This window comes from Paenibacillus sp. FSL A5-0031 (genome assembly GCF_001956295.1).
GTDB lineage: Bacteria > Bacillota > Bacilli > Paenibacillales > Paenibacillaceae > Pristimantibacillus.
This window is the reverse complement of the sequence record NZ_MRTD01000011.1, coordinates 50,610-73,834: the sequence shown is the minus strand read 5'-3', so window position 1 is coordinate 73,834 and position 23,225 is coordinate 50,610. Positions and strand designations below refer to the sequence as shown.

Below are 23,225 nucleotides of genomic sequence, written 5' to 3'. Positions count from 1 at the left end.
GTTTTCTGCAAACTTCGGAAATTATGAGCTAGCTCTTCCAGCTTGAAATTGATCGAGTGTAATTAGCACTTCCCGTGGCTTACTGCCTTCATAAGGACCAACAATAGAGCGAGCCTCCATTTGGTCGATCAATCTTGCCGCTCTAGTATAACCAATTCTCATACGGCGCTGCAGTAAGGAAACCGATGCCTGCTTCGCTTCCAATATCACTTGTACCGCCTGATCATAAAGCTCGTCCAGCATTTCGTTCCCATCCGTTGATTCCTCTTCAACTTCCGGTACAAGATCCTCTTTATACTGCGCTTCGGCTTGACCGCGTGCGTAGTTTACTAATGATTCTACTTCCTGGTCGGATAAAAAGGCTCCTTGCACCCTGATCGGCTTCGACATTCCAACCGGCAAGAAAAGCATATCACCGCGGCCAAGCAGCTTTTCCGCTCCAACCATATCAAGAATGGTTCGGGAGTCTACCTGAGAAGATACGCCGAAAGCAATTCGGGAAGGAATGTTCGCTTTAATTACACCCGTAATGACATCGACTGATGGCCGCTGCGTTGCAATGATAAGATGAATGCCAGCTGCACGCGCCATTTGAGCTAGCCTTGCAATGGAGTCCTCTACATCGTTTGCAGCAACCATCATCAAGTCAGCAAGCTCGTCCACAATAACAACGATATAAGGAAGAACAGCTGCAGGATTATCGGCCATTAAATTGTTGTAGCCTTCGATATTGCGAGTTGCGGATTTGGAGAAAAGCTCATAGCGGCTTTCCATCTCAACAACGATTTTCTTTAGAGCCAGAGAAGCACGCTTAGGATTCGTAACAACAGGAGCGAGCAAATGCGGAATCCCATTGTATACGTTCAGCTCAACCATTTTTGGGTCAATCATAAGAAATTTAACCTCGTCTGGCGCAGCCTTATACAAAATACTCGTAATAATGCCGTTAATACAAACGGATTTACCCGAACCTGTAGCACCTGCTACAAGCAAATGGGGCATTTTGGCTAAGTTGCCTACGATCGTCTGTCCTGATATATCTCGGCCGAACGCGATAGACAATTTGGATGCAGCATTTTGAAACGCAGTGGTTTCCATTACCTCGCGCATCGTTACGACGGAGACCTCCATATTTGGTACTTCTATCCCTATGGCTGATTTCCCCGGAATCGGTGCTTCCATCCGAATATCCTTAGCTGCTAGCGCAAGAGCGATATCATCCGTTAAACCAACAATTCGGCTAACCTTAACGCCCGTTGCCGGCTGAACTTCATAACGCGTTACTGCTGGCCCGCGAACAACATCCAGTACCTTGGCACGTACGCCAAAGCTTTCCAGCGTTGCCTCCAGCTTTCGGCGAGAATCGTACATGTCGGACGCATCTGCATTTTTACTCATTAAATTCGGTTTAGTAAGCAGCGTAAAAGGCGGCAGCAGGTAAGGCTTAGGTGCGTTCTCTTCGGCAATAGGACGTTTCGGAATCAATTGCTCCGTATCTTCCTCATACACAAGCGCTTCTGAAGAATTAGCACCAGCCGCGATTATTTCAGGCTCCAATAAATCCGTATCATCATCCTCAGCCTCTTCCAGAGTATCGTTATGCAGCTCTGAATTGGCTAATTCCTGAATAGGATTCGTTTGGTTCCATGCTTCATCACGATTAGCTACAAGCGGCTCATGGTCGATTATAAGACCATCACCAGCATTTTCCCATGGCGGCGTGCTGTCATGCTCATGTATATCTGGATTCAAATCTGTATGTAAATCAGCGCCGGATTTCTCCCAAGGCGGTTCGATATCATTTTGCCAGGCAGGCTTTGCGCTTGCAAGCGTATCCGTTCCATTTGGCTCGAACACCCATTCATCCTGCGGATGACTGGATATATCAGACTCTTCTTCATCTTGATCCTGTCTCCAAGAGAAAAACAAGGATCTTCTCTTCTTCTTCTTAGGAGGAGCAGCAACATAACTTTCATGATCGTCATCAATTGTTTCATCATCATCATCGAAATCAGCCTGTCCAACGTTGGCACTCGCTTGTGCTGCTGCGGCAGCACGCAGGGAAGCCCTCTTCTTCCATTTAGCTGCAAGCAGCTTGAACATACGATTGCCTCGGGTCGTAACCAATCTCCCTAACTCCACATATGACTTACCTGTCATAAGCATGATAGAGATCGCGAACATAACAAACATAATAAGCTTCGCGCCATAATACCCAAACAAAGAGAAAAATAATGAATATTGAATAGCGCCTACAAAACCACCGCTTATTTCTTTGTCTCTGATCGGTAAATCATTTTCGGCCGGTACACTTATTAAAGATAATTTCAAATCGCTGCTAAGCTGATTAAAAATACTCGACCCTGTCAAATCAACCGTAGGGCTCAGCTTTTGATCAATTTCAGATATGGAGCTCATGAGTGTAAAAGCCAGCACCATGATAAACAAGCCTGTTCGCTTGTTCGTCCATCCTTTAGGCCAAGCGCGTTTGATCATGACCGCAAGTCCAATGACAATCCCAATTAGTGCTAATACAAAATAAAACTTGCCGAGCACAAGCCCAAACAGCTTGGATAACGAGCGCCCGACAGCCGCCTCTCCAGAGAGGGCAATAATTGAAATTGTAATAAGCAAAATACCATATACTTCATATTTTAAGTTTGTGCCAATTGATTTTTTACGTCTCTTTTTCTTTGCCAAATCCGTCACCTCTGGTAAAAGATTATACCATAGGTGGGCAAATGTTCCTATGAGACATTTGCACGAACATTTGTTTGTTCCTTATTTATAATTCACAATCGTGCCCGGCATTAAATTTGGATTGAGATAGTCGTCGAGGCTGCAATCTAATAAACGAATAATTTTGCCCATTCCCGGTGCGATAGGAGTCACCTGCATCTTTACACCATTTGACCATACCTCTTGCGATTGCTCCATTTCGTCATTAAAGCCCTCCAGTACAACCTCAAGAGGCATATTCGTATAAAGTGTCATTGAATATTCACCTCAATTCTGCCGAGCTTGGAAGCCTCAATTCTTCGGTTTAATTCCTTTAACGCCTCACCCAAGCCGCCAACGGCATCAATCAGACCATGCTTGACTGCATCAGACCCAATAACCGTAGTTCCTATATCCCGAGTAAGCTCCCCCGTCTTGAACATGAGCTCTTTAAATGTATGTTCCGTCACGTTCGAGTGCGATGTTACAAATCGTACGACGCGCTCCTGCATTTTATCCAAATATTCAAAGGTTTGTGGTACACCGATCACTAAACCATTTAGACGAATTGGATGAATCGTCATCGTTGCTGTCTCTGCAATAAATGACATATCGCCAGCTACGGCAATCGGAACACCTATGGAATGTCCTCCGCCAAGCACGAGCGTTACGGTTGGCTTGCTGAGTGATGAAATCATTTCAGCTATTGCGAGTCCTGCCTCAACATCGCCGCCTACAGTATTCAGAACGATAAACACACCTTCAATTTTATGATTTTGTTCAGCTGCTACGAGTTGTGGAATAAGATGCTCATATTTAGTCGTTTTATTTTGCGGAGGCAAAACGAGATGTCCCTCCACTTGCCCAATGATGGTCATACAAAAGATATTGGATTCCGTCAATGCAGGAACCGCTGTCTGACCAAGCTGCTGAATCGTTTCGACAACAGCATTCGTCTTTTTTTTATCGTCTGGAATAGGCTGTTCAGGCTGCTCTGAAGTAAACTGCATGTTTGTGTGACCATTCATTTAAATATCCCCCTCTTATGATGATGCTCGTCATAGTATGAGGTCTGGTCAAAAATTTATACAAAATACAGTCTAGATCTCTTGATTTGACAAACCAATCAGAAACGGTTTCGGTTTTTACATAAAAAAAGAATCGCTTGTGTCCGCCGCGGCAATTGCGGAAAGGACAAGCGATTCTTTTCATTAATTACTTATATGTTAAACTTCCATAATGATTGGCAAAATCATTGGACGACGACGAGTCTGCTCGTACAAGAAACGACCCAGCGCATCCTTCACATTCGTTTTGAGCGATGCCCATTCATTTACTTTATCATTCATCAAACGTGTAAGCGTCGATGTTACGATGCGATTGGCTTCATCAAGAAGACCTTCGGATTCACGAACATAAACGAAACCGCGAGAAATAATATCTGGACCAGACAAGATCGCGCCATCTTGCTTGCTTAATGTAACAACAACGACCAAAATGCCATCTTGCGACAAAAGCTTGCGATCACGCAATACAATGTTACCAACATCGCCTACGCCCAATCCATCAATCAATACGTTTCCTGCTTGTACTTTCGAGCCTTTGCGGCCGCTGCCGTTCTGGAACTCAACTGTATCACCGTTATCAATAACGAAGATGTTCTCACGCTCAATTCCGATTGCTTCTCCAAGCTTCGCATGCTGACGAAGCATACGATATTCACCGTGGATAGGAATGAAGTATTTTGGTTTAATCAAGTTAAGCATAAGCTTAAGTTCTTCTTGGCTGCCGTGACCAGATACGTGAACGCCTGAAACGGAACCATTTCCGTAAATAACATTTGCACCAAGGCGGAATAATTCATCAACAGTACGACCAACATATCTTTCGTTGCCCGGAATCGGTGTTGCCGCAATAATGACGGTGTCGCCTGGTAAAATATCTACTTTGCGATGTGTCGATCGTGCCATGCGAGTAAGCGCCGACATCGGCTCGCCTTGACTGCCTGTACACAAAATAACAACACGATCAGCAGCTAATTTGTTTACTTCTTCCGGCTCAATAATCATTCCCTCTGGAATATTCAAGTAGCCAAGATCAGAAGCAATACCTACAACGTTAACCATACTGCGGCCAACAACCGCAATTTTACGTTTTGTTGCAATAGCTGCATTTATAATTTGTTGAATCCGGTGTACATTGGAAGCAAAAGTTGCTACGACAACGCGTTGTGATGATTTGCGGAAAATATCCTCTAGATTATCGCCAACTTGTGCTTCAGATGGTGTGTATCCTGGACGTTCAGCATTTGTACTGTCTGACAATAGAGCCAAAACGCCGCGCTTGCCAATTTCAGCGATACGCTGCAAGTCAGCAAATTGCTCATTCACCGGCGTATGGTCAAATTTAAAGTCACCTGTATGAACAACAGTACCTTCCGGTGTATCCAAGCTAACACCTACGGAATCTGGAATACTGTGGTTCGTTCTGAAGAAGGATGCACGAATCGTGCCTAATTGAATTTCGCTATCTGCATTGATGAGAATACGTTTCGTTTCCCCGAGCAAGCCCGCTTCCTTCAATTTTCCTTCGATAAGTCCGAGTGTTAGTTTTGTTGCATATAATGGCACATTTAAGCTTTTTAGTACATAAGGCAAACCGCCAATATGATCCTCGTGACCATGTGTAATAATAATTCCGCGAACTTTGTCGCGATTTTCCGTTAGGTAAGAGATGTCTGGGATAACAATATCGATTCCGAGCATGTCCTCTTCAGGGAACTTAAGTCCTGAGTCAACTACAACGATATCATTGTTATATTGGATGACGTACATGTTTTTCCCGATCTCGCCAACTCCGCCTAGTGCAAAAATGAGCAATTTATCCTGGTTGTTCTTCTTAGACAAGTGTTTTCCTCCTTAAAATTTTGCGAAGCGAAATTCGCTTCGTAATCATTGGGTTAATTTTCGAAGCAAAATAGCTTTGTAAGCATTTTCTTAAATATTTCGAAGCGAACGGCTCCGTAAGCATCTAATTATTATTGCGAAGCTATAATGGCCTCGTAAGTATTGTCGTAATATGGAAAAGCAATATTTATTTTGTACGGATCCATAGGTAATTAATGCCGAACATTGTTTACCTATGCGTTGTTATCGTCAGATGCCGCTCTGACGTTAATTTCATTTCCAAATATTTGCCGCACCCAGTCACTTGAAATCATTATACATGAAGAAAAAGCTGGAATACAAGTGAAACACGATATTGCTATTATGCAATATGCTTCCCAAAAAAATAAAACCGATGCTGGATGCACCGGCTGCAATCAACGATTACGTGTATTTACACCAGTAAATTGCGTAAGAATGCGGCCTCAGCCTCGGTCACAGTAACAAGCGGAAGTCTAACTCCTCCAACTGGCAAACCTTTTAAGCCAAGTGCAAATTTCACGGCCACAGGATTAGGTACAGGATGAGGACAATAGAATAAACCTCTGAAAATTGGATGTAAAATACCATTTATTCGAGCAGCTTCCTGAACGTTTCCGTTCACATAGGCTTCGATTAATTGTTTCATTTGCGCGCCAACGACATGTCCCGCAACGCTAACGATTCCGTAAGCTCCAATAGCTAAAGCAGGCAGTGTAGCACTGTCGTCCCCGCTGTATACTTTAAAACCTGCAGGAGCACCACTAATAATTTGAGTTAATTGATCTGTTGAAGCACAATCTTTTGTCGCCACAACATTGTCGATTTGTGCTAAGCGAAGCGTCGTTTCGACAGAGATGTTGACTCCCGTACGACCTTCCACATTATACAAAAGAATAGGCAATTTTGTTGCTTCAGCAATAGCCTTAAAGTGCTGATAAAGTCCTTCTTGACTAGGACGGTTATAATATGGAGCTACAAGCAAAATGCCATCAACGCCAGCTGCTTCTGCGTCTTTTGTCAGATGGATGGAATGGGCTGTGTTGTTGCTGCCCGTACCAGCAATGATTTTGCAACGACCATTCGCATGCTTAACAGCGAATCGGAACAGTTCCAGTTTTTCTTCATCGGAGAGCGTCGGTGATTCGCCAGTCGTACCTGAAACGACAAGACTATCGCTTTGCTGCTCCTCAATCAAATAATCAATTAATTTTGCTGTCGTTTCCCAATCAATATGACCGTCCGCATCAAATGGGGTTACCATTGCGGTAATTAGTCTTCCAAATTCCATCTGAATTCCTCCCAAAAAAGTTGCTCTATCGATGAAGCTCGAACTTCGCGTGCAGAGAACGAAGTGCCTCTACCATATCCGCTTCACGTACGAGCACCCATATCGTTGTATTAGAATCAGCCGATTGCATGATTGAAATGCCCTGCTCCGTCAGCGCTTCCACGATACGCGCCATAACGCCTGGCTCTCCATTCATACCACCGCCGATGACGGATACTTTAGCACAGCCATTAATAGCTGAAGGTGCAAAGCCGCATTCCTTCAGTACATCAACTGCACGTTTAGCATCATGATCAAATACGGTATAAACTGCACCGCTTGGCGTTACATTAATAAAATCAACACTAATATGATGCTTAGCCATAGATTGAAACACTTGCAGCTGCACATCATTTCGGCCTTCAATAGCCTTTACTGATATTTGAGTAATCCCTGATGCATGGGCAATTCCTGTAACATGACGATCCTTAACCGCCAGCTCAGCCTTAAGCTCAGCTGAATCAGTTACTAATGTGCCTGTTTCATTTGAGAAGGTAGAACGAACGCGGAGCGGTATACGAGCCTGCTGAGCAATCTCAACGGCACGAGGATGGATAACCTTAGCTCCTTGCCTTGCCATGTTGCATATTTCAGCATAGCTTACGACAGGAAGCGGTTTCGCCTCCTCGACTAATCTAGGGTCCGCCGTTAAAATTCCGTTAACATCCGTATAAATATCGACCATTTCAGCGCGCAGCGCAGCACCTAATGCTGTAGCTGAAGTATCGCTTCCACCGCGGCCAAGTGTTGTCGTATCTCCTAATGCTGTGCTTCCTTGAAAACCTGTTACGATTACTACGGTTCCTTCACGTAAATGATGAAGCACCTTATCTGGCCGAATCTCTTTGATTCGGGCTTGCCCATACTGCTCGTCAGTAATCATGCCCGCCTGTCCTCCGGTTAGGACAACGGAAGGAATGCCGCTCGCAATGAGCAAGCTGCATAAAGCGGCTGCGGAAATAATTTCTCCGCAGCCTAGCAGCATATCTCGCTCACGCGCTGGCAGCCTGTCGCCATTATCACGTATAACCTGAAGCAAGGTATCCGTTGCGTAAGGATCTCCCTTACGCCCCATAGCAGATACGACTACGACTACAGCAAAGCCACTGCTGCGTTCTCTGGTAATATGACTAATTACGTGTTCTCTGGCATGATCGGTAGAAAGAGAGGTGCCCCCGAATTTTTGAATCAGGATGCGCATATTATAATCCTCCATGATCGATCCAGGGAAGAAGCAAGCTTTACTACCTTTTACTTAATACATTAACCTCTTGCGATATGTTCAGCTATTTGAACAGCATTCCATGCTGCTCCTTTGAGCAGGTTATCGGAGACGATCCACATATTAAGTCCGCGATCCGAACCAAGATCACGTCTCAAGCGACCAACAAATACATCCGGCTTACCGGCGGCATCAGTCGCAAGCGGGTATTGCTGATTAGCAGGATCATCAACGAGCGTAACGCCCGGTGCATCTGCAAGCAGCTGCTTAACCTCTTCCAAATCGTAGTCGTTTTTGAGCTCAACATATAAAGATTCCGAGTGACCGTAAACGACAGGAATTCGCACGCATGTAGCTGTAACCTGAATAGACTCGTCACCCATAATTTTTTTCGTTTCGCGAACCATCTTCATTTCCTCAAGCGTATAACCATTCTCTTGAAACTTATCAATTTGCGGAATCGCATTAAATGCGATTTGATGCTTAACCGGCAATGCGCCTACTGGAAGAATAGCTGGGTTTACCTCTTCACCCTGAAGTGAAGCTGCAGTTTGACGAAGCATCTCGTCAATGGCAAGATTTCCAGCACCAGATACCGCTTGATAAGTGGAAACGATAATACGCGAAATGCCAAAACGGTCTTGTAGCGGTTTAAGAGCTACTACCATTTGAATGGTCGAGCAGTTCGGATTAGCGATTATGCCCTTATGCTCGCTAACCTTCTCAATATTAACCTCAGGAACGACAAGCGGTGTGTTTTCGTCCATGCGGTATGCATTCGTGTTATCAATACATACTGCACCATGTTTAACTGCATGTGGAGCCAATGCTTTAGTAACATCGCCTCCTGCACTAAACAAAGCGATGTCGATACCTTCGAAGCTTTCCGGTTTTGCTTCTTCAACCGTAAGCTCCTGATCATTAAATGTAATTTTTGTGCCGGCTGAACGAGCAGACGACAACAGCTTAAGCTTTCGGATCGGGAAGTTTCTGGAAGCAAGTAATTTCAGTATTTGTTCTCCTACTGCGCCTGTTGCACCAACAACTGCAACGTTAAACAATCTCTGATACGACATCTGTTGTCGTCTCCCCTCTATCCGTGTGTCATGAATGACGTTCGACAAGCAGAGGCTGCAGCTGTTTGCCAGAGAGGGCAGCTTCGCATGCTTCCAAGACCAAATCCATTCTGGCAACAAGCGAATTAGGCTTCTGCACCGGATTATCTTGGCCGAACGGTACAAAATAAATATGTTTAGCCACTAATAGCTTCGCTATGTTAGCGGCATTTAAACCAAGTCCATCATTTGTCGAAATAGCAAGAACCAGCGGACGGCCGTTGCGCATTTGGGCTTTAGCAGCCATAAGTACTGCGCTGTCGGTTATCGCATTTGCAAGTCGGCTTGTCGTATTTCCTGTGCAAGGTGCTATGACGAGAACGTCCAGCAGCTTAGAAGGCCCAAGTGGCTCCGCCTGCACAATGGTCGAAATAAGTTCATTTCCGGTAATCGCTTTTAACTGTGTTTGCCAATCCTCGGACTTTCCAAATCTAGTGTCCGTTGTCATAAGTGTATTCGAAACGATCGGCACCACATTGGCCCCCGCATCGACGAACCGCTTAATTTCAGGCATAACTTCAGCAAACGTACAATGTGAGCCTGACAACGCATAACCCACCGTAATTCCAGACCAATTCATATCCCATTCCCCCGCTTAATCGTATCGTCCAAAATCAACTGAGATAAGCAATCCGCTATGATACGTCCAGCTGTTTTCGGTGCGACGATACCGGGTAGTCCGGGTGCGAGCATCGCTTTAATGCCACGCTTCTCAGCGAAGCGGAAATCTGTCCCGCCAGGCTTCGATGCGAGGTCAATAATGACGGCTCGCGAAGGTAAATTTGCGATAATTTGTGCTGTGACTATCATAGTCGGAATTGTATTAAAAAGCAAGTCAATATTGCTCACATGATGCAATAAACCACTGATGTAGAAAGGCTCAAAACCCATCTCTGCCGCTCTTGCGAACTGCTCTGAACGCCGTACACCGACCTTCACTTTGGACCCCAAACCTTGAAGTGTTCGTGCCATTGTAAAGCCTGTTCTACCGAAACCAAGCACCATAGAAGATGACCCATGAATCGTAATATCCGTATTCTGAATGGCCATCATTAAGGCGCCTTCCGCTGTCGGAATTGAATTGTATATGGCAACATCATCACGATCAAACAGCTCAACGAGCGACAGTGAATACTGCTCGCATAGCTGACGCAAATAAGGCTTCGCCATTCCTGTATATACAGTGCAATGTTTTGGCAGCTTGGCAAAATGGCTGTCTGCCAGCTGCATTTGTCGGTCACTAAAAACACTCTGGATGATCCCTTGATCATCAGTGCCTACGGCAGGCAATAACAACGCATCGACGGATTCAAAAAGCTGTTCCTCGAACTCCGCCTGTACCGCCCCGTCGAGTGACGAATGCAAGCCGTCAAAACCCGAGACTGTGACAGCAGCATCAAGCTCAGTCAGCTTTCGAATTACCTCCAGCTGCCTTGCATCACCACCAAGCAGCAGCACTTGAACGCCTGTTAGCATTAAGCTTCACTCCTTCCTTGCTAATAGCTCTAGATCATCTTATGCTTGCGCCCAGAGCGGGGTGAAAAAGAAAAAAAGATCGGGCATATGCCCGATCTTCTTAATACTCATTTATGAATTCAAATCGCTTAAACGCCAGTATGTCCAAACCCGCCGGCACCTCTTACGGTGTCAGACAGCTCGTCAGCTTCTATAATCGTAACTGCCGGCACGAGTTGGAATACCATTTGAGCTATTCTTTCCCCGCGCGTAATTGTAAACGGCTGATCGCCTAAATTGACGAGCAGTACTTTCACTTCTCCTCGGTAGTCCGCATCAATCGTTCCTGGTGAATTCAAGCAAGTAATGCCATGCTTATACGCAAGGCCGCTGCGCGGTCTAATTTGCGCCTCAAGCTCCCCGGGCATTGCCATTGCAAAGCCGGTAGGAATAAGCTTACGCTCGCCTGGCTGCAATACAACAGGCTCTCCTACAGAAGCTTGCAGATCAAAGCCCGCTGCCCATTCGGACATTTTTTTCGGTATGGCAATATCTTCATTTCCTTCTAATCGTTTAAACTGAACTTGATACAAATTGATCCCTCCTGAGCTCTGCTGCTGCTTTATCATTCGTTCCGACCATTGCAACGGAGAAAGGAGCAGCCAACATACGCTTCGTAACATCAACTACATCTGACATCTGCACCGAATCGATACGCTTCAACAGCTCATCAAGCGTGTAATGATGACCGAGCATCAACTCGTTTTTGCCCAATCGATTCATTCTGCTGCTCGTGCTCTCCAAGCTCAAAATCAAGCTGCCCTTCAATTGCTCCTTGCCGCGGTGCAGTTCATCCTCGCCTAATCCTTTTACAGACAGCTCGTTCATCTGTTCCATCGTTAAATCAAGCACTTCCTTCGTTTGCTTAGGCGCCGTTCCAGCATATAAAGTAAACAAGCCAGTATCCGCATAGGAAGTGTGATAGGAATAGACAGAATACGCGAGTCCGCGCTTCTCTCTTATTTCTTGGAACAGCCTCGAGCTCATTCCGCCCCCTATCGCATTGTTAAGAAGAATCATGGCATATAAATTTGAATCGGTAATCGAGCACCCTGGGAAAGAGACACATAAATGGTTTTGCTCTGTTTTCTTTTTGTAAAACAAATAATCGCCATGAAATGCAGGAGGCGTAATGATGGATGAAGCTGGCTTGCTATTCTTAAAGCTTCCAAAATATTGTTCCATTAACGCAAGCAAGCTCTGCTCTTCAACATTGCCCGCAACACTGATTACTACATTCTCAAGTGTATACGTATCATTCATATACCCGCGAAGCGTATCGGAGGTCATGGCAGTCAAACGATCCTCAAGCCCCAGTATTGAATAAGCCAGAGGGTGCTCACCGAATGCTGCGCGAGAAGCTTCGTCATGCACCTTATCATCCGGAGTATCCTCATACATAGATATTTCCTCTAGAATAACATTTTTTTCTTTCGCCAATTCTTCCGGATCAAATTGGGAATTAAAAAACATATCCGAGAGTGCATCCACAGCAAGAGGCAAATGCTCATCAAGCACTTTGGCAAAATAACACGTATATTCCTTCGAGGTAAACGCATTGACATTTCCGCCTATACCGTCGAATAAATCCGCTATGTCCTTTGATGTGCGGCTTTCAGTGCCTTTGAACAGCATGTGTTCAATGAAATGGGAGATGCCGTTATTTTCTGGCGTCTCATTGCGTGAGCCCGTTTTGACCCATATGCCAAACGATACTGATCTTACTGTCGGTATGTATTCAACGACAACACGCAATCCATTGCTAAGTGTGTATTTGTTCATCAGTAGTCCTCCTCATGTTTTGTGCAGCAAAATTATCATTATTATACGTCTCATCATTTTGCCTTACAAAACTGACATCATATACATGTGACTCTAAACATGAATGTTTTTACTATAGCAGAATCAGTCCGCTCCCTCAACTTCAACGGGAATCCGCTTGGAGGAAAGCGTCTCACTAACCGTTCCTATCGCGTAGCCTTTTGATTTAGCTGTAGCAATTATGCCAGGCAGCGCATCTCTTGTTGTGGCTGTAGGATGCATTAATATTAGCGCTCCAGGCTCCAATTTCGCTGCAATTTTGCGCACAACGGCATCTGCCGGCGGTTTCTGCCAATCAACCGTATCAATGGTCCACAGCACCGTTTTTAACCCCTGCTCCTCGGCGATCTGGACAGTAGCTTGATTAAAAGAGCCCGAAGGCGGAGCAAACCATTTGTTGTTTACGTTCAAGCTCGATTTTAATAAAGCTTCGGTTTTGGCTATTTGATTGTACTGCGCTTCCCTGCTAATCGCACTCATATCAGGATGAGTATACGCATGATTAGACATTTCATGTCCTTCAGCTTGTATTTGCTTAGCAACATCAGCGTTTTTACTTAGCCAGCTGCCATCAAGGAAGAAGGTAGCTTTCACTTTTTCACGTTTAAGTGTTTTTAAAATGGAATCTATGTACTCATTGCCCCAAGCGACATTGATCATAAGCGATATCATCTTTTTGTTGGGATTGCCGCGAAAAATCGGATGTGGTCCAAGATCATTAAGACTGATTTCGGGTTCAACCTCTTTATATACATAAGGAATGGTTTGAGAAGGCGGAGCGAGCAATGCAGCTTCGAGCGTTTTATCCACATCGACTTCCAAGCCGTTATACCCTGGAATAGCTCTCCAAACGCGATCAATCCGCGCGTCTACTGGTGCAATGTTCAGCTTATCTGCTTCTTCTGAAATAATGTTCAGCAGCCTCTGCTTCTCCGATTGCGTATAAGAATATTGTGCATAAACCATTTTATTATCATATTTTAAAGAAGAGAGAAATTTTGATATGTCGTCGTTCATACTGACGAATGCAAGCACTAGAAGCATGCTTGCCGCAATTGCAGCTGCTTTTCTAAGCATCATTATTCCCACTCCCATATAAGTCCTCGCACGCTTCCTAAGCTTGACCTTATTTCGGCATGTTAATTCATATGTATGAAAAGTAGGACGAGAATATGCAGCGGCTGGGCAAGATGGTGATCGGATGTCGCTTTAAAAAACAAAAAGAGCCAGATCAAATCTGTCTCTTTTCTTCTTATTTATAGGACCGCCAAGCATTAAAAGCTTATTGCGGCGATGCTTCTGGCGTCATCAAAATTTTGGCAGACAAGTTAATACGGCCTTGTCCGTCAATTTCGGTTACTTTAACTTTGATTTGGTCGCCAATGTTAACGACATCCTCTGTTTTTGCAACACGTTCATTCGACAATTGAGAAATATGGACAAGTCCATCTTTGTTCGGCAGAATTTCAACAAAAGCACCGAATTTCTCAACGCGCTTAACCGTACCCATATAAATTTCACCAACAACCACTTCTTTAACGATACCTTCGATAATCGATTTAGCTTTTTGGTTCATCTCTTCGTTTGAAGAAGCGATAAATACCATTCCGTCTTGCTCGATATCGATTTTCACGCCAGTTTCTTCAATGATTTTGTTGATGATTTTTCCGCCTGCGCCAATAACATCGCGGATTTTGTCCGGATTAATGCGAAGCGTCAAAATTTTCGGTGCATACTTCGATAAGTTTGGACGAGTAGTCGGCAAGCTTTCGAGCATTTTACCTAGGATGAAAATACGGCCTTGGCGAGCTTGTTCAAGCGATTGCTCCAAAATAGCGCGGTTGATGCCGGCAATCTTGATATCCATTTGAATAGCTGTAACGCCTTCAGCTGTACCTGCAACTTTAAAGTCCATATCGCCGAGATGATCTTCCATCCCTTGAATATCAGAAAGAATTGCAAAGTGATCGCCATCTTTAATGAGACCCATAGCAATACCAGCTACTGGCGCTTTGATTGGCACCCCTGCATCCATCATAGCAAGTGTGCTTGCGCAAATGCTTGCTTGTGATGAAGAACCGTTAGATTCCAAAACTTCCGAAACAAGACGAATCGTGTAAGGGAACTCAGCTTCAGATGGAATAACTTTGGAAAGTGCACGTTCTCCGAGAGCACCATGCCCGATTTCACGACGACCTGGCGGACGAAGCGGACGCGCTTCACCAACGCTGAACGGCGGGAAGTTATAGTGATGCATGAAACGTTTTGTTTCTTCAGGCGAAATGCCATCCAAAATTTGAACGTCGCCCATTGCGCCAAGCGTACAAATACTTAGTGCTTGTGTTTGTCCACGAGTAAACAGCCCTGTTCCGTGTGTGCGAGGCAAAATTGCCACATCACAATCGATTGGACGAATTTCATCAAGCGAACGGCCATCTGGACGAACTTTATCATGAGAAATAAGACGACGTACTTCTTCCTTCACGATGTCATAAAGAACTTCTTTAACATCAGAGAGAAGTTCTGGCGTATCGATATACTGCTCTTCAAAGTGAGCAACTGCTGCGCTGTTAACTGCGTCAATTGCTTCTTGACGAGCATGCTTTTCTTCAACCTTAATCGCTTCAACCAAACCAGCAGAAGCATAAGCACGAACATCAGCATTCACTTGCTCATTTACAGTATGTAGCTTAACTTCCATTTTCGGTTTGCCGGCTACAGCTTGCAGCTCTTCTATTTTTGCAACGATCTTTTTGATTTCGTCATGACCAAACATAATCGCTTCGAGCATTACTGCTTCAGAAACTTCGTTTGCTTCTGCTTCCACCATCATAATCGCATCTTTTGTTCCTGCGACAACTACAAAAATATCCGTTTCTACGCTTTGCTCCACCGTCGGATTAATTATGAATTCGCCATTAACACGACCCACGTTTACTCCGCCAATTGGACCGTCAAAAGGAACGTCAGAAATGGATAGTGCAGCAGAAGTACCAATCATAGCCGCAATTTCTGGTGAACAATCTTGATCCACGCTCATTACAATGTTCATAACTTGAACGTCATTCCGGAAGCCTTCAGGGAATAACGGACGAATAGGCCTGTCCGTAAGTCGGCTGGACAAAATCGCCTTCTCGCTTGGACGGCCTTCACGTTTAATGAATCCACCTGGAATTTTACCAACAGCATACAAACGTTCTTCATAGTTAACAGTCAATGGGAAGAAATCCAGATCCTTCGGACCTGCTGACGCTGTTACCGTACACAATACGACAGTATCACCATACTGAACAGTGACTGCTGCATTCGCCTGCTTCGCAAGGCGGCCGGTTTCAATGGATAGCGGTCTTCCGCCTACCATCATCTCAATTCGTTGTACCATTTTATCCCTCCTAATAGTTATTCGATTAGTCTATTTCACTGCTAATTGGCAGTTTATTCCGAGTGTTTCCCTATTACAAAAAGCAACCCGAATCCGCTCATCCGTTATTCCCGGACGGCTGGACAACCAGGTTGCTTTTCTTTACGCATGTTTTAGCGGCGTAGGCCGAGTTTTTCGATCAATGCGCTGTAACGTCTAACATCATTGTTTTTAAGGTATGCAAGCAGCTTACGGCGCTGACCTACCATCTTGAGCAAACCACGACGGGAATGATGATCTTTCTTGTGCTCCCGCAAATGTTGAGTCAAGTTAACGATGTTTTCAGTCAGGATAGCCACTTGAACTTCCGGGGAACCCGTATCAGTTGCATGTGTCTTATGCGTCTCAATCAGTTCGTTTTTACGTACTTGTGTAATTGCCATCCTAATTCACCTCCTTCTTGATAATCGCCATTAGCCTCGAAGCCGTCGGTGAGATCGGACATCCAAGCTAAGGTTAAGTTTGTCCGTATGTCACACAAAATGTATGACTACTTACAACGTTGTATAGTATAACACATAAGGTAGACGAATGTCGAGGATCATAAATAAAGAATGCCTAACATTCGTTTACACAAATGGTTTATACGATCAGTTAGTTGTAACCATGGATCGCCTTCGCTTGCTCAGAATCAGATCCAATCTGCTCAACAAGCTCGGCAATGGAATTGAATTTTTTCTCCGAACGGATAAACGATAGCAATTGCAAACGCATCTGCTCACCGTATATATCGCTGTTGAAGTCAAACAAATGAGCCTCCATTACAGGTTTTAGCTCATCTTTATTAAAGGTTGGTTTTAAGCCATAGTTTAAAACACCAGGGTATGCGGTATCACCAATCCAAGCCATTACCGCATAAACGCCAAGCCTTGGCGCGATATATGGGGCATTAAATTGCAGGTTTGCTGTTGGAAACCCGATCGTCCGACCTCTTTTGTCCCCATGAACAACGATCCCTTCAACTTCATATGGCCTGCCAAGCAATCGTTCTGCCAGTTCAAGATCACCTTGCTCAAGTGCTTCACGGATATAAGTACTGCTTACTTTTACACCGTTCTCGATCAAAGGCTCAATGATATGAACAGAAATATCGGGCTCTGCCAGCTGCTTCAAAGTCTCTGCACTACCTGAGCCTTTGTGGCCGAAGTTGAAATCAAAGCCAACAACGACCTGCTTAGCACGGAGTGTACGCAGAACCTCATTAACGAAGCGCTCAGGTGATACTGAAGCAAACTCAAGATCAAACTTCATTATGAATACAAGATCTACGCCAAGCTCTGCAAATAACGCTGTCTTCGCATCAAAAGGCGTAAGGCAACGATAATATTGCTCACCTTGTCCGAGAACTTCCTTCGGATGAGGATCAAATGTCAAAACCGCTGATAGCATCTCGGATTCCTTCGCCGCATTTACAGCTTGGCGAATCACGTTCTGATGTCCGCGATGAACCCCGTCAAAATGACCGATTGCTATGGAAAGCGGTTTGTCCAGCGACAACGTGGACAAACCGTTTAAAGGAAAACTTAATGGAATAATTTCCAACGCTGAAGCACCTGCATTTCCTATTAACTTTCTACAACGATAAGCTAAGCTGAAAACACTTTGATTGGCTTGAAAACATTTGCATTCAAATCAATCTGAAAAATACCTAGAAACGAGCTTTGATCATTATAAAGACGTATAAGTTGTCCATCTAAAGTCAATGCTGCATGTTCGACGGAATGGCTGAGACTAACTTTCTGTCCTTGCAGTGCAAGTTTCCCAAACGATTCTGGAATCGTTACACGATCCAAATGTGTAATGGCTTCATCGGCGGAAATGATATGTCCGCTTAATTCACCGGATTGCTGCAATTGCTCGATTTGCTCAAGCGTCAAGCAGCTTTCCTTTGTAATACCGCCTGACATCGTTCGCGTCAAATGGGCCATCGTAGCAGGAACACCTAGTGCTTTGCCAATGTCCACACATAACGTGCGAATATATGTACCTTTTGAACAAACGACAGAAAACGAAATCTGAGGCTGATCAAGATCGAGCTGAGTGTCAATGAGATCTATTTGATGAATCGTTACTTTTCTCGATTTCCGCTCAACGGTCTTTCCTTCTCTAGCTAACTCGTACAATCGCTTGCCATCAACTTTGACAGCGGAATACATGGGAGGTACTTGATCGATCTCGCCTAAAAACTGCGACAGTGCATGGCGAACATCTTCTTCTGTAACCGATATTGGCGATTGCCGCGCAATAACTGTACCCGTTATGTCCTCTGTATCTGTTGCAATGCCAAGCTGCAATACGGCTTCATATGACTTAGGCCGCTCTTGCACATATTCGACTACTCTCGTTGCACGCCCAAGACATAGCGGCAATACACCCGTAACCATAGGATCAAGCGTTCCTGTATGACCAATTCGCTTCATCTTTAGCACTCGGCGTACTTTTGCAACCACATCATGAGAAGTCCAGCCTTCAGGCTTCCAAACTGCCAAAATGCCGTCCATCGCTTAAATCAACGCCTTTCTTACTGCTTCCACTAGCTCTTCAATCGAGGTCGTTAAAGAACCTTCAATCCGGCATCCTGCTGCACGCACATGACCGCCACCGCCGAATGCTTGCGCAATTGCGGCTACATTGGCTTTGCCTGCTGAACGCATGCTTGCTTTGACTGCACCGTCTTCCGTTTCTTTAAATAGAATGCCGACTTCAACTCCATCCACATTAAGCGCATAATTCACAATTCCTTCTAGATCTTCAGGAACAGCACCTGTATTGCGCAAATCATCTTTGCCAATATAGACCCAGCCGATCTCTAAGTTATCCGTAAATGTGAGGCGATTGAGCGCGAGCTGGAGAAGCTTGAGCTTAGCCATGGTCATTTTCTCAAGAAGATGATCAGCGAGCTCATTGCCGGACACGCCTAAAGCGAGCAAATGCGAGGCAATCTCCATGACACGCGGACTCGTATTGGAATAACGAAACCCGCCTGTATCGGTCAATAAACCGGTGTAGATTGCTGTTGCGCAATTCACATCTAAGGCGATTTCTGCCCTCTCGATTAAATCATACAATATTTCAACAGTAGCCGCAGCTTCTGCTCGTATAACATTTAAGGTGCCAAATCCATTGTTTGTTGGATGATGATCGATATTAAGCAGCTTTGCATCTGGTGCAAAGCTGCTCGCTACCTCTCCAATGCGTTTGAAATCCGCACAATCGATCGAAATAATGGCATCAAAAGTTTGCTGAGTTTCATCGCGCTTGTACTTTAGAATTGAATCAAATTGATGCAAGAAACGAAGTCTGGACGGCAGCTCGCTTTCATTAATCAGCACTGCCGACTTTCCAAGTTTCTCAAGCATCCAGCCTACGACAACAGTAGAACTAATAGCGTCACCGTCAGGCTGTACATGTGATACGACCAAAAAATGATCGTAAGTTTTCATGAACGCCAGCGCTTCATCTAACTGCATCGAATAGCTGCTTTGATTCATCATCGAGCTGAATTCCCATTATTGATGTTTTCAAGCAATGCCTCGATGCGGCTGCCATATTCAATACTGCTGTCAAACTTGAACAGCAATACGGGTGTATGGCGAAGGCGCATGCGCTTGCCAAGCTCTGTGCGAATAAATCCAGTTCCGCTCGCTAGTGCCTTAAGCGTCGCTTCCTTCTGCTCTTCGCTGCCAAGCACGCTTAAATATACTTTTGCTTGTGAAAGATCACTCGAAGTTTCGACACCTGTTACAGTAATGAATCCGATTCTAGGATCTTTCAACTCTGTTTGTATAATTTGGCTCAGCTCTTTTTTAATCTGTTCGCCGACCCGCCCTACTCGGATTTTTGCCATGCTTTACTCACCTCTCTACTGATTCCATGACAAACGCTTCGATAATATCGCCTTCACGAACATCATTGAAACGATCAAGCGTGATACCGCACTCATAGCCTGCTGCAACTTCTTTAGCATCGTCTTTGAAACGTTTTAGGGATTCAATTTTGCCTGTGAAGACAACGATACCGCCACGAACCAAACGCGCTTCAGCGTTGCGAGAAATTTTACCGTCAGTAATCATACAACCAGCAATTGCGCCAACTTTAGTCACTTTAAATACGTTACGAACTTCAGCGTGGCCAATAACAACCTCTTTGTAGATTGGATCAAGCATGCCTTTCATTGCTTGTTCAATCTCATCGATTACGTTGTAGATAACGCGGTGCATACGAACGTCAACCTTTTCTTGTGCAATCGTTGCTTCTGCTTGTGGATCAGGACGAACGTTAAATCCGATTACGATAGCATTGGAAGCTGACGCCAAAATGATATCCGATTCTGTAATCGCGCCAACACCGCTGTGGATGATTTTTACGCGAACGCCTTCGATTTCAATTTTTGCGAGCGAGCCTTTAAGTGCTTCGGAAGAACCTTGAACGTCGGATTTGATAATAACGTTCAGATCTTTAATTTCACCATCTTTGATATGGTTATACAGATCATCAAGCGTTACGCGTGTATTCGCACCCATATCCGATTGACGCTGTTTAATGGAACGACGTTCAGCAATATCACGAGCTTTGCGTTCATCTTCAAATACCATGAACGGATCTCCAGCTAATGGAACTTCTGTTAGACCAGTAATTTCTACTGGCGTAGAAGGACCTGCTTCTTTTAAGCGACGGCCTTTATCATTTACCATAGCTCTAATACGGCCGAAGCAGTTACCTGCAACAAAAGCATCTCCAATTTTCAAAGTACCGTGTTGAACGAGAATACGTGCAACAGGACCTTTACCTTTATCAAGCTCAGCTTCGATAACAGTAGCGCGAGCGCGTTTGTTCGGGTTAGCTTTGTAGTCATTCATCTCAGCAACGAGCAAAATCATTTCAAGAAGGCCTTCAAGACCAATTCTTTGTTTAGCGGAAACTTCGACGAAAATAGTGTCGCCGCCCCACTCTTCCGGAACGAGTTCATATTCAGTCATTTCTTGTTTGATTTTCTCTGTATTCGCTTCTGGCTTATCGATTTTGTTAACCGCTACGATAATAGGAACGCCAGCTGCTTTTGCATGGTTGATGGCTTCAACCGTTTGCGGCATGATGCCGTCATCAGCTGCTACTACGATGATCGTAATGTCCGTAACCTGCGCACCGCGTGCACGCATAAGCGTAAACGCTTCGTGACCAGGTGTATCGAGGAACGTAATTTTTTTATGGTTAATTTCGACTTGGTAAGCACCGATGTGCTGTGTAATTCCGCCGGCTTCTCCGCCTGTTACATTCGTTTTGCGAATGGCATCAAGCAAAGTTGTTTTACCGTGGTCAACGTGACCCATAATAGTAACAACCGGTGGACGTGTAACCAAATTCTCATCTTCGTCTGTTTCTTCTACGGTCTCGAAGGAGTCTTCCTCAACAGGAATTTTCACTTCAACCTCTACCCCGTAGTCTGTTGCGATCAAATGAATCGCATCCATATCGATTTCTTGGTTGATCGTAGCCATTACGCCAAGGAAAATCAGTTTTTTAATAACTTCTGATGCATCCTTATGCAGCAATTTTGCCAATTCGCCAACAGTCATTGTACCGCGTACAATAATTTTCTTTGGCGTATTGTCAATTTTCTCGCGTGGCGGTTGTTGTTGGAACTTGCCGCCGCGACCTTTTTGACCACCACGGCCATTGTTGCCTCTGAAGCCGCCTGGTTTGCCGTCTTCAAATCTTTTTTGGCCAGGTCTTGCGTTTCTGTTGTCGTTACCGCGCGCTTGTCCTTGTGCTGGCTTTGAGTCGAAACGACTTTGGCCCGATGGTGCTGGACGGCTGCTTGCGTCTGAACGCGGAGCGCTTGGACGGCTGCCTGTATTGCTTTGTCCGCCTTGTGAAGGACGGCTTTGTCCAGATGATGCTGGACGGCTGCTTTGACCGCCTTGACCTTGTGATGGACGGCTTGAACCCGCGTTAGAACCCGCTGGGCGATTGCCTTGTCCGCCTTGTCCTTGGCTTGGACGGCTCGAATTAGAACTGCCTTGTGAAGGACGGTTGCTGCTTGATTGTGATGCTGGACGACTTGATTGTTGTCCTGCTGGTCTTTGTTCTGACTGCTGTTGGGTTGTTTGTGGTTTCGTATTAATAGAATTCATAGGCCCCTGTCTGTCTTGATTCGTATTTTTATTTTCTTGTACTGGCTGCGGCTTCTTCTCCTGCTGCTGTGGCTGCTGCGATTGCGGCTTGTTGGCAGTAGGTTGAGCGGAAGAAACCGTTACATTTGTTGTTTCTTGCGCGCGCTTTGCAGCTGCATTTTGTTTAATATTGCGGAAAAAACCTTCAACCTTATTTACCATTTCGTTTTCCATGACACTCATATGGTTATTGACTGGCAAATCAAGTCTTTTTAGGATCGTTATGATTTCTTTGCTGCTCATATTAAGTGACTTGGCATACTCGTAAACGCGCAGCTTATCTTTATTGTCCTTGCTGTCTTGTTTATTGTCCAATATGATCCACCTCCGTATTATGGCTCAGATGACTCGCAATCATTTTTCCGAATTGCGCATCGGTTACCGCTATTACAACCCGTTCTGGCTTACCAATCGCCTTTCCTAGTTGCTCACGGTCGAATGCTTCGGCGAGTTGTATTCCGTAGGTGTTGCATTTGTCACGAAACTTTTTTTTCGTATTGTCTGAAGCATCTCCTGCAAGGATAACGAGATGCACTTGTTTATTTCTTACAGCTTTGAGGACAATTTCATCGCCTGTAATCAGCTTTCCGGCACGCATTGCCATGCCAAGCTGTGATAAGCTCTTATTCTGCTTCATCGCTTATCAGCTCCTTACCAGCAATAAACTGTTCCTCTACCGCTATAAAATCCTGCTCAAGTTGATCGTAAATGTGTTCACCAACATGCTGCTTCAGTGCTCGATCAAGCGCCTTGGATTTCTTCGCTAATTTAAAGCAACTGACTTTACCGCATAAATATGCACCGCGGCCAGCTTGTTTGCCTTTCAGGTCAATCTGCACCTCTTCGGCCGGTGTCCGCACAATCCGAATGAGTTCCTTCTTCGGCATCATGTCCTGACAAGCGACGCATTTGCGAAGCGGTACTTTTCTCGGTCTCATTGTACACCCCTCCTCTGCCAGCTGAATTGACGCGTATCTGTTGAAAAA

Annotated in this window: 21 protein-coding genes; all 21 read right to left on the bottom strand. The window is 44.9% G+C overall.

Going from position 1 to position 23,225, the window contains the following annotated elements; translation table 11 throughout:
* Nucleotides 1–21: 21 nt before the first annotated feature.
* The gene (locus BK120_RS19630; protein ID WP_076269199.1) at nt 22–2,700 is read right to left on the bottom strand and encodes an FtsK/SpoIIIE family DNA translocase; all 2,679 of its coding nucleotides are present in this window, start codon (nt 2,698–2,700) and stop codon (nt 22–24) included.
* 81 nt (nt 2,701–2,781) lie between these two features.
* Nucleotides 2,782–2,994, bottom strand: a complete 213-nt coding sequence (locus tag BK120_RS19625; RefSeq protein ID WP_076269198.1) for a YlzJ-like family protein — start codon at nt 2,992–2,994, stop codon at nt 2,782–2,784.
* Entirely contained in the window at nt 2,991–3,728 is a 738-nt protein-coding gene (locus BK120_RS19620; RefSeq protein WP_076269378.1) for a ClpP family protease, read from the bottom strand. The genes BK120_RS19625 and BK120_RS19620 overlap by 4 nt, the downstream gene beginning before the upstream one ends.
* A gap of 216 nt (nt 3,729–3,944) precedes the next feature.
* Nucleotides 3,945–5,624, bottom strand: a complete 1,680-nt coding sequence (locus BK120_RS19615; RefSeq protein ID WP_053375776.1) for a ribonuclease J — start codon at nt 5,622–5,624, stop codon at nt 3,945–3,947.
* A gap of 433 nt (nt 5,625–6,057) precedes the next feature.
* Entirely contained in the window at nt 6,058–6,933 is an 876-nt protein-coding gene (gene dapA, locus BK120_RS19610; RefSeq protein ID WP_076269197.1) for a 4-hydroxy-tetrahydrodipicolinate synthase, read from the bottom strand.
* Nucleotides 6,934–6,958: 25 nt separating this feature from the next.
* Nucleotides 6,959–8,173 (bottom strand): aspartate kinase, encoded by a 1,215-nt coding sequence (dapG, locus tag BK120_RS19605; RefSeq protein ID WP_076269196.1) that lies wholly within the window; start codon nt 8,171–8,173, stop codon nt 6,959–6,961.
* Between the two features lie 62 nt (nt 8,174–8,235).
* Nucleotides 8,236–9,270 carry an aspartate-semialdehyde dehydrogenase gene (gene asd / locus BK120_RS19600; protein WP_076269195.1) on the bottom strand — a complete coding sequence of 345 codons (1,035 nt, stop codon included), beginning with the start codon at nt 9,268–9,270 and terminating at the stop codon, nt 8,236–8,238.
* Between the two features lie 28 nt (nt 9,271–9,298).
* Nucleotides 9,299–9,889 (bottom strand): dipicolinate synthase subunit B, encoded by a 591-nt coding sequence (locus tag BK120_RS19595; RefSeq protein ID WP_076269194.1) that lies wholly within the window; start codon nt 9,887–9,889, stop codon nt 9,299–9,301.
* Entirely contained in the window at nt 9,886–10,785 is a 900-nt protein-coding gene (gene dpsA, locus BK120_RS19590; protein WP_076269193.1) for a dipicolinate synthase subunit DpsA, read from the bottom strand. The genes BK120_RS19595 and dpsA overlap by 4 nt, the downstream gene beginning before the upstream one ends.
* 128 nt (nt 10,786–10,913) lie before the next feature.
* Nucleotides 10,914–11,393, bottom strand: coding sequence for a dUTP diphosphatase (gene dut, locus BK120_RS19585; protein WP_372239008.1), 480 nt, complete (start codon nt 11,391–11,393; stop codon nt 10,914–10,916).
* Nucleotides 11,338–12,606: a M16 family metallopeptidase gene (locus tag BK120_RS19580; protein ID WP_076269191.1), complete on the bottom strand. Its 1,269-nt coding sequence runs from the start codon at nt 12,604–12,606 to the stop codon at nt 11,338–11,340. The genes dut and BK120_RS19580 overlap by 56 nt, the downstream gene beginning before the upstream one ends.
* A 123-nt stretch (nt 12,607–12,729) precedes the next feature.
* The gene (locus BK120_RS19575) at nt 12,730–13,725 is read right to left on the bottom strand and encodes a polysaccharide deacetylase family protein (protein WP_076269190.1); all 996 of its coding nucleotides are present in this window, start codon (nt 13,723–13,725) and stop codon (nt 12,730–12,732) included.
* Between the two features lie 202 nt (nt 13,726–13,927).
* Nucleotides 13,928–16,027 (bottom strand): polyribonucleotide nucleotidyltransferase, encoded by a 2,100-nt coding sequence (gene pnp, locus BK120_RS19570; protein ID WP_076269189.1) that lies wholly within the window; start codon nt 16,025–16,027, stop codon nt 13,928–13,930.
* A 152-nt stretch (nt 16,028–16,179) separates the two neighbouring features.
* Nucleotides 16,180–16,449, bottom strand: coding sequence for a 30S ribosomal protein S15 (rpsO, locus tag BK120_RS19565; protein WP_053375765.1), 270 nt, complete (start codon nt 16,447–16,449; stop codon nt 16,180–16,182).
* Nucleotides 16,450–16,660: 211 nt separating this feature from the next.
* Nucleotides 16,661–17,608 (bottom strand): bifunctional riboflavin kinase/FAD synthetase, encoded by a 948-nt coding sequence (locus tag BK120_RS19560; protein ID WP_076269188.1) that lies wholly within the window; start codon nt 17,606–17,608, stop codon nt 16,661–16,663.
* Nucleotides 17,609–17,652: 44 nt separating this feature from the next.
* Nucleotides 17,653–18,567 (bottom strand): tRNA pseudouridine(55) synthase TruB, encoded by a 915-nt coding sequence (gene truB, locus BK120_RS19555; protein ID WP_076269187.1) that lies wholly within the window; start codon nt 18,565–18,567, stop codon nt 17,653–17,655.
* A gap of 3 nt (nt 18,568–18,570) precedes the next feature.
* Entirely contained in the window at nt 18,571–19,560 is a 990-nt protein-coding gene (locus BK120_RS19550; protein ID WP_076269186.1) for a DHH family phosphoesterase, read from the bottom strand.
* Nucleotides 19,557–19,913, bottom strand: a complete 357-nt coding sequence (gene rbfA / locus BK120_RS19545) for a 30S ribosome-binding factor RbfA (RefSeq protein WP_054028943.1) — start codon at nt 19,911–19,913, stop codon at nt 19,557–19,559. Before rbfA ends, BK120_RS19550 begins: the two co-directional genes overlap by 4 nt.
* Before the next feature lie 7 nt (nt 19,914–19,920).
* The gene (infB, locus tag BK120_RS19540; protein ID WP_076269185.1) at nt 19,921–22,554 is read right to left on the bottom strand and encodes a translation initiation factor IF-2; all 2,634 of its coding nucleotides are present in this window, start codon (nt 22,552–22,554) and stop codon (nt 19,921–19,923) included.
* Nucleotides 22,544–22,876, bottom strand: coding sequence for a L7Ae/L30e/S12e/Gadd45 family ribosomal protein (locus tag BK120_RS19535; RefSeq protein ID WP_054028945.1), 333 nt, complete (start codon nt 22,874–22,876; stop codon nt 22,544–22,546). Before BK120_RS19535 ends, infB begins: the two co-directional genes overlap by 11 nt.
* Complete coding sequence (gene rnpM, locus BK120_RS19530) at nt 22,863–23,177, bottom strand: RNase P modulator RnpM (protein ID WP_076269184.1); 315 nt, start codon at nt 23,175–23,177, stop codon at nt 22,863–22,865. Before rnpM ends, BK120_RS19535 begins: the two co-directional genes overlap by 14 nt.
* Between the last annotated feature and the right edge of the window lie 48 nt (nt 23,178–23,225).

What these genes read in the sequence shown, in the direction of transcription:
- BK120_RS19535 (WP_054028945.1), bottom strand. Translation starts at nt 22,876, where the DNA reads ATGAAGCAGAATAAGAGCTTATCACAGCTTGGCATGGCAATGCGTGCC.
- BK120_RS19620 (WP_076269378.1), bottom strand. Translation starts at nt 3,728, where the DNA reads ATGCAGTTTACTTCAGAGCAGCCTGAACAGCCTATTCCAGACGATAAA.
- truB (WP_076269187.1), bottom strand. Translation starts at nt 18,567, where the DNA reads ATGGACGGCATTTTGGCAGTTTGGAAGCCTGAAGGCTGGACTTCTCAT.
- BK120_RS19595 (WP_076269194.1), bottom strand. Translation starts at nt 9,889, where the DNA reads ATGAATTGGTCTGGAATTACGGTGGGTTATGCGTTGTCAGGCTCACAT.
- dpsA (WP_076269193.1), bottom strand. Translation starts at nt 10,785, where the DNA reads ATGCTAACAGGCGTTCAAGTGCTGCTGCTTGGTGGTGATGCAAGGCAG.
- BK120_RS19550 (WP_076269186.1), bottom strand. Translation starts at nt 19,560, where the DNA reads ATGATGAATCAAAGCAGCTATTCGATGCAGTTAGATGAAGCGCTGGCG.
- BK120_RS19580 (WP_076269191.1), bottom strand. Translation starts at nt 12,606, where the DNA reads ATGAACAAATACACACTTAGCAATGGATTGCGTGTTGTCGTTGAATAC.
- rbfA (WP_054028943.1), bottom strand. Translation starts at nt 19,913, where the DNA reads ATGGCAAAAATCCGAGTAGGGCGGGTCGGCGAACAGATTAAAAAAGAG.
- dut (WP_372239008.1), bottom strand. Translation starts at nt 11,393, where the DNA reads ATGATAAAGCAGCAGCAGAGCTCAGGAGGGATCAATTTGTATCAAGTT.
- rnpM (WP_076269184.1), bottom strand. Translation starts at nt 23,177, where the DNA reads ATGAGACCGAGAAAAGTACCGCTTCGCAAATGCGTCGCTTGTCAGGAC.
- BK120_RS19575 (WP_076269190.1), bottom strand. Translation starts at nt 13,725, where the DNA reads ATGATGCTTAGAAAAGCAGCTGCAATTGCGGCAAGCATGCTTCTAGTG.
- pnp (WP_076269189.1), bottom strand. Translation starts at nt 16,027, where the DNA reads ATGGTACAACGAATTGAGATGATGGTAGGCGGAAGACCGCTATCCATT.
- dapA (WP_076269197.1), bottom strand. Translation starts at nt 6,933, where the DNA reads ATGGAATTTGGAAGACTAATTACCGCAATGGTAACCCCATTTGATGCG.
- asd (WP_076269195.1), bottom strand. Translation starts at nt 9,270, where the DNA reads ATGTCGTATCAGAGATTGTTTAACGTTGCAGTTGTTGGTGCAACAGGC.
- BK120_RS19625 (WP_076269198.1), bottom strand. Translation starts at nt 2,994, where the DNA reads ATGACACTTTATACGAATATGCCTCTTGAGGTTGTACTGGAGGGCTTT.
- dapG (WP_076269196.1), bottom strand. Translation starts at nt 8,173, where the DNA reads ATGCGCATCCTGATTCAAAAATTCGGGGGCACCTCTCTTTCTACCGAT.
- rpsO (WP_053375765.1), bottom strand. Translation starts at nt 16,449, where the DNA reads ATGGCAATTACACAAGTACGTAAAAACGAACTGATTGAGACGCATAAG.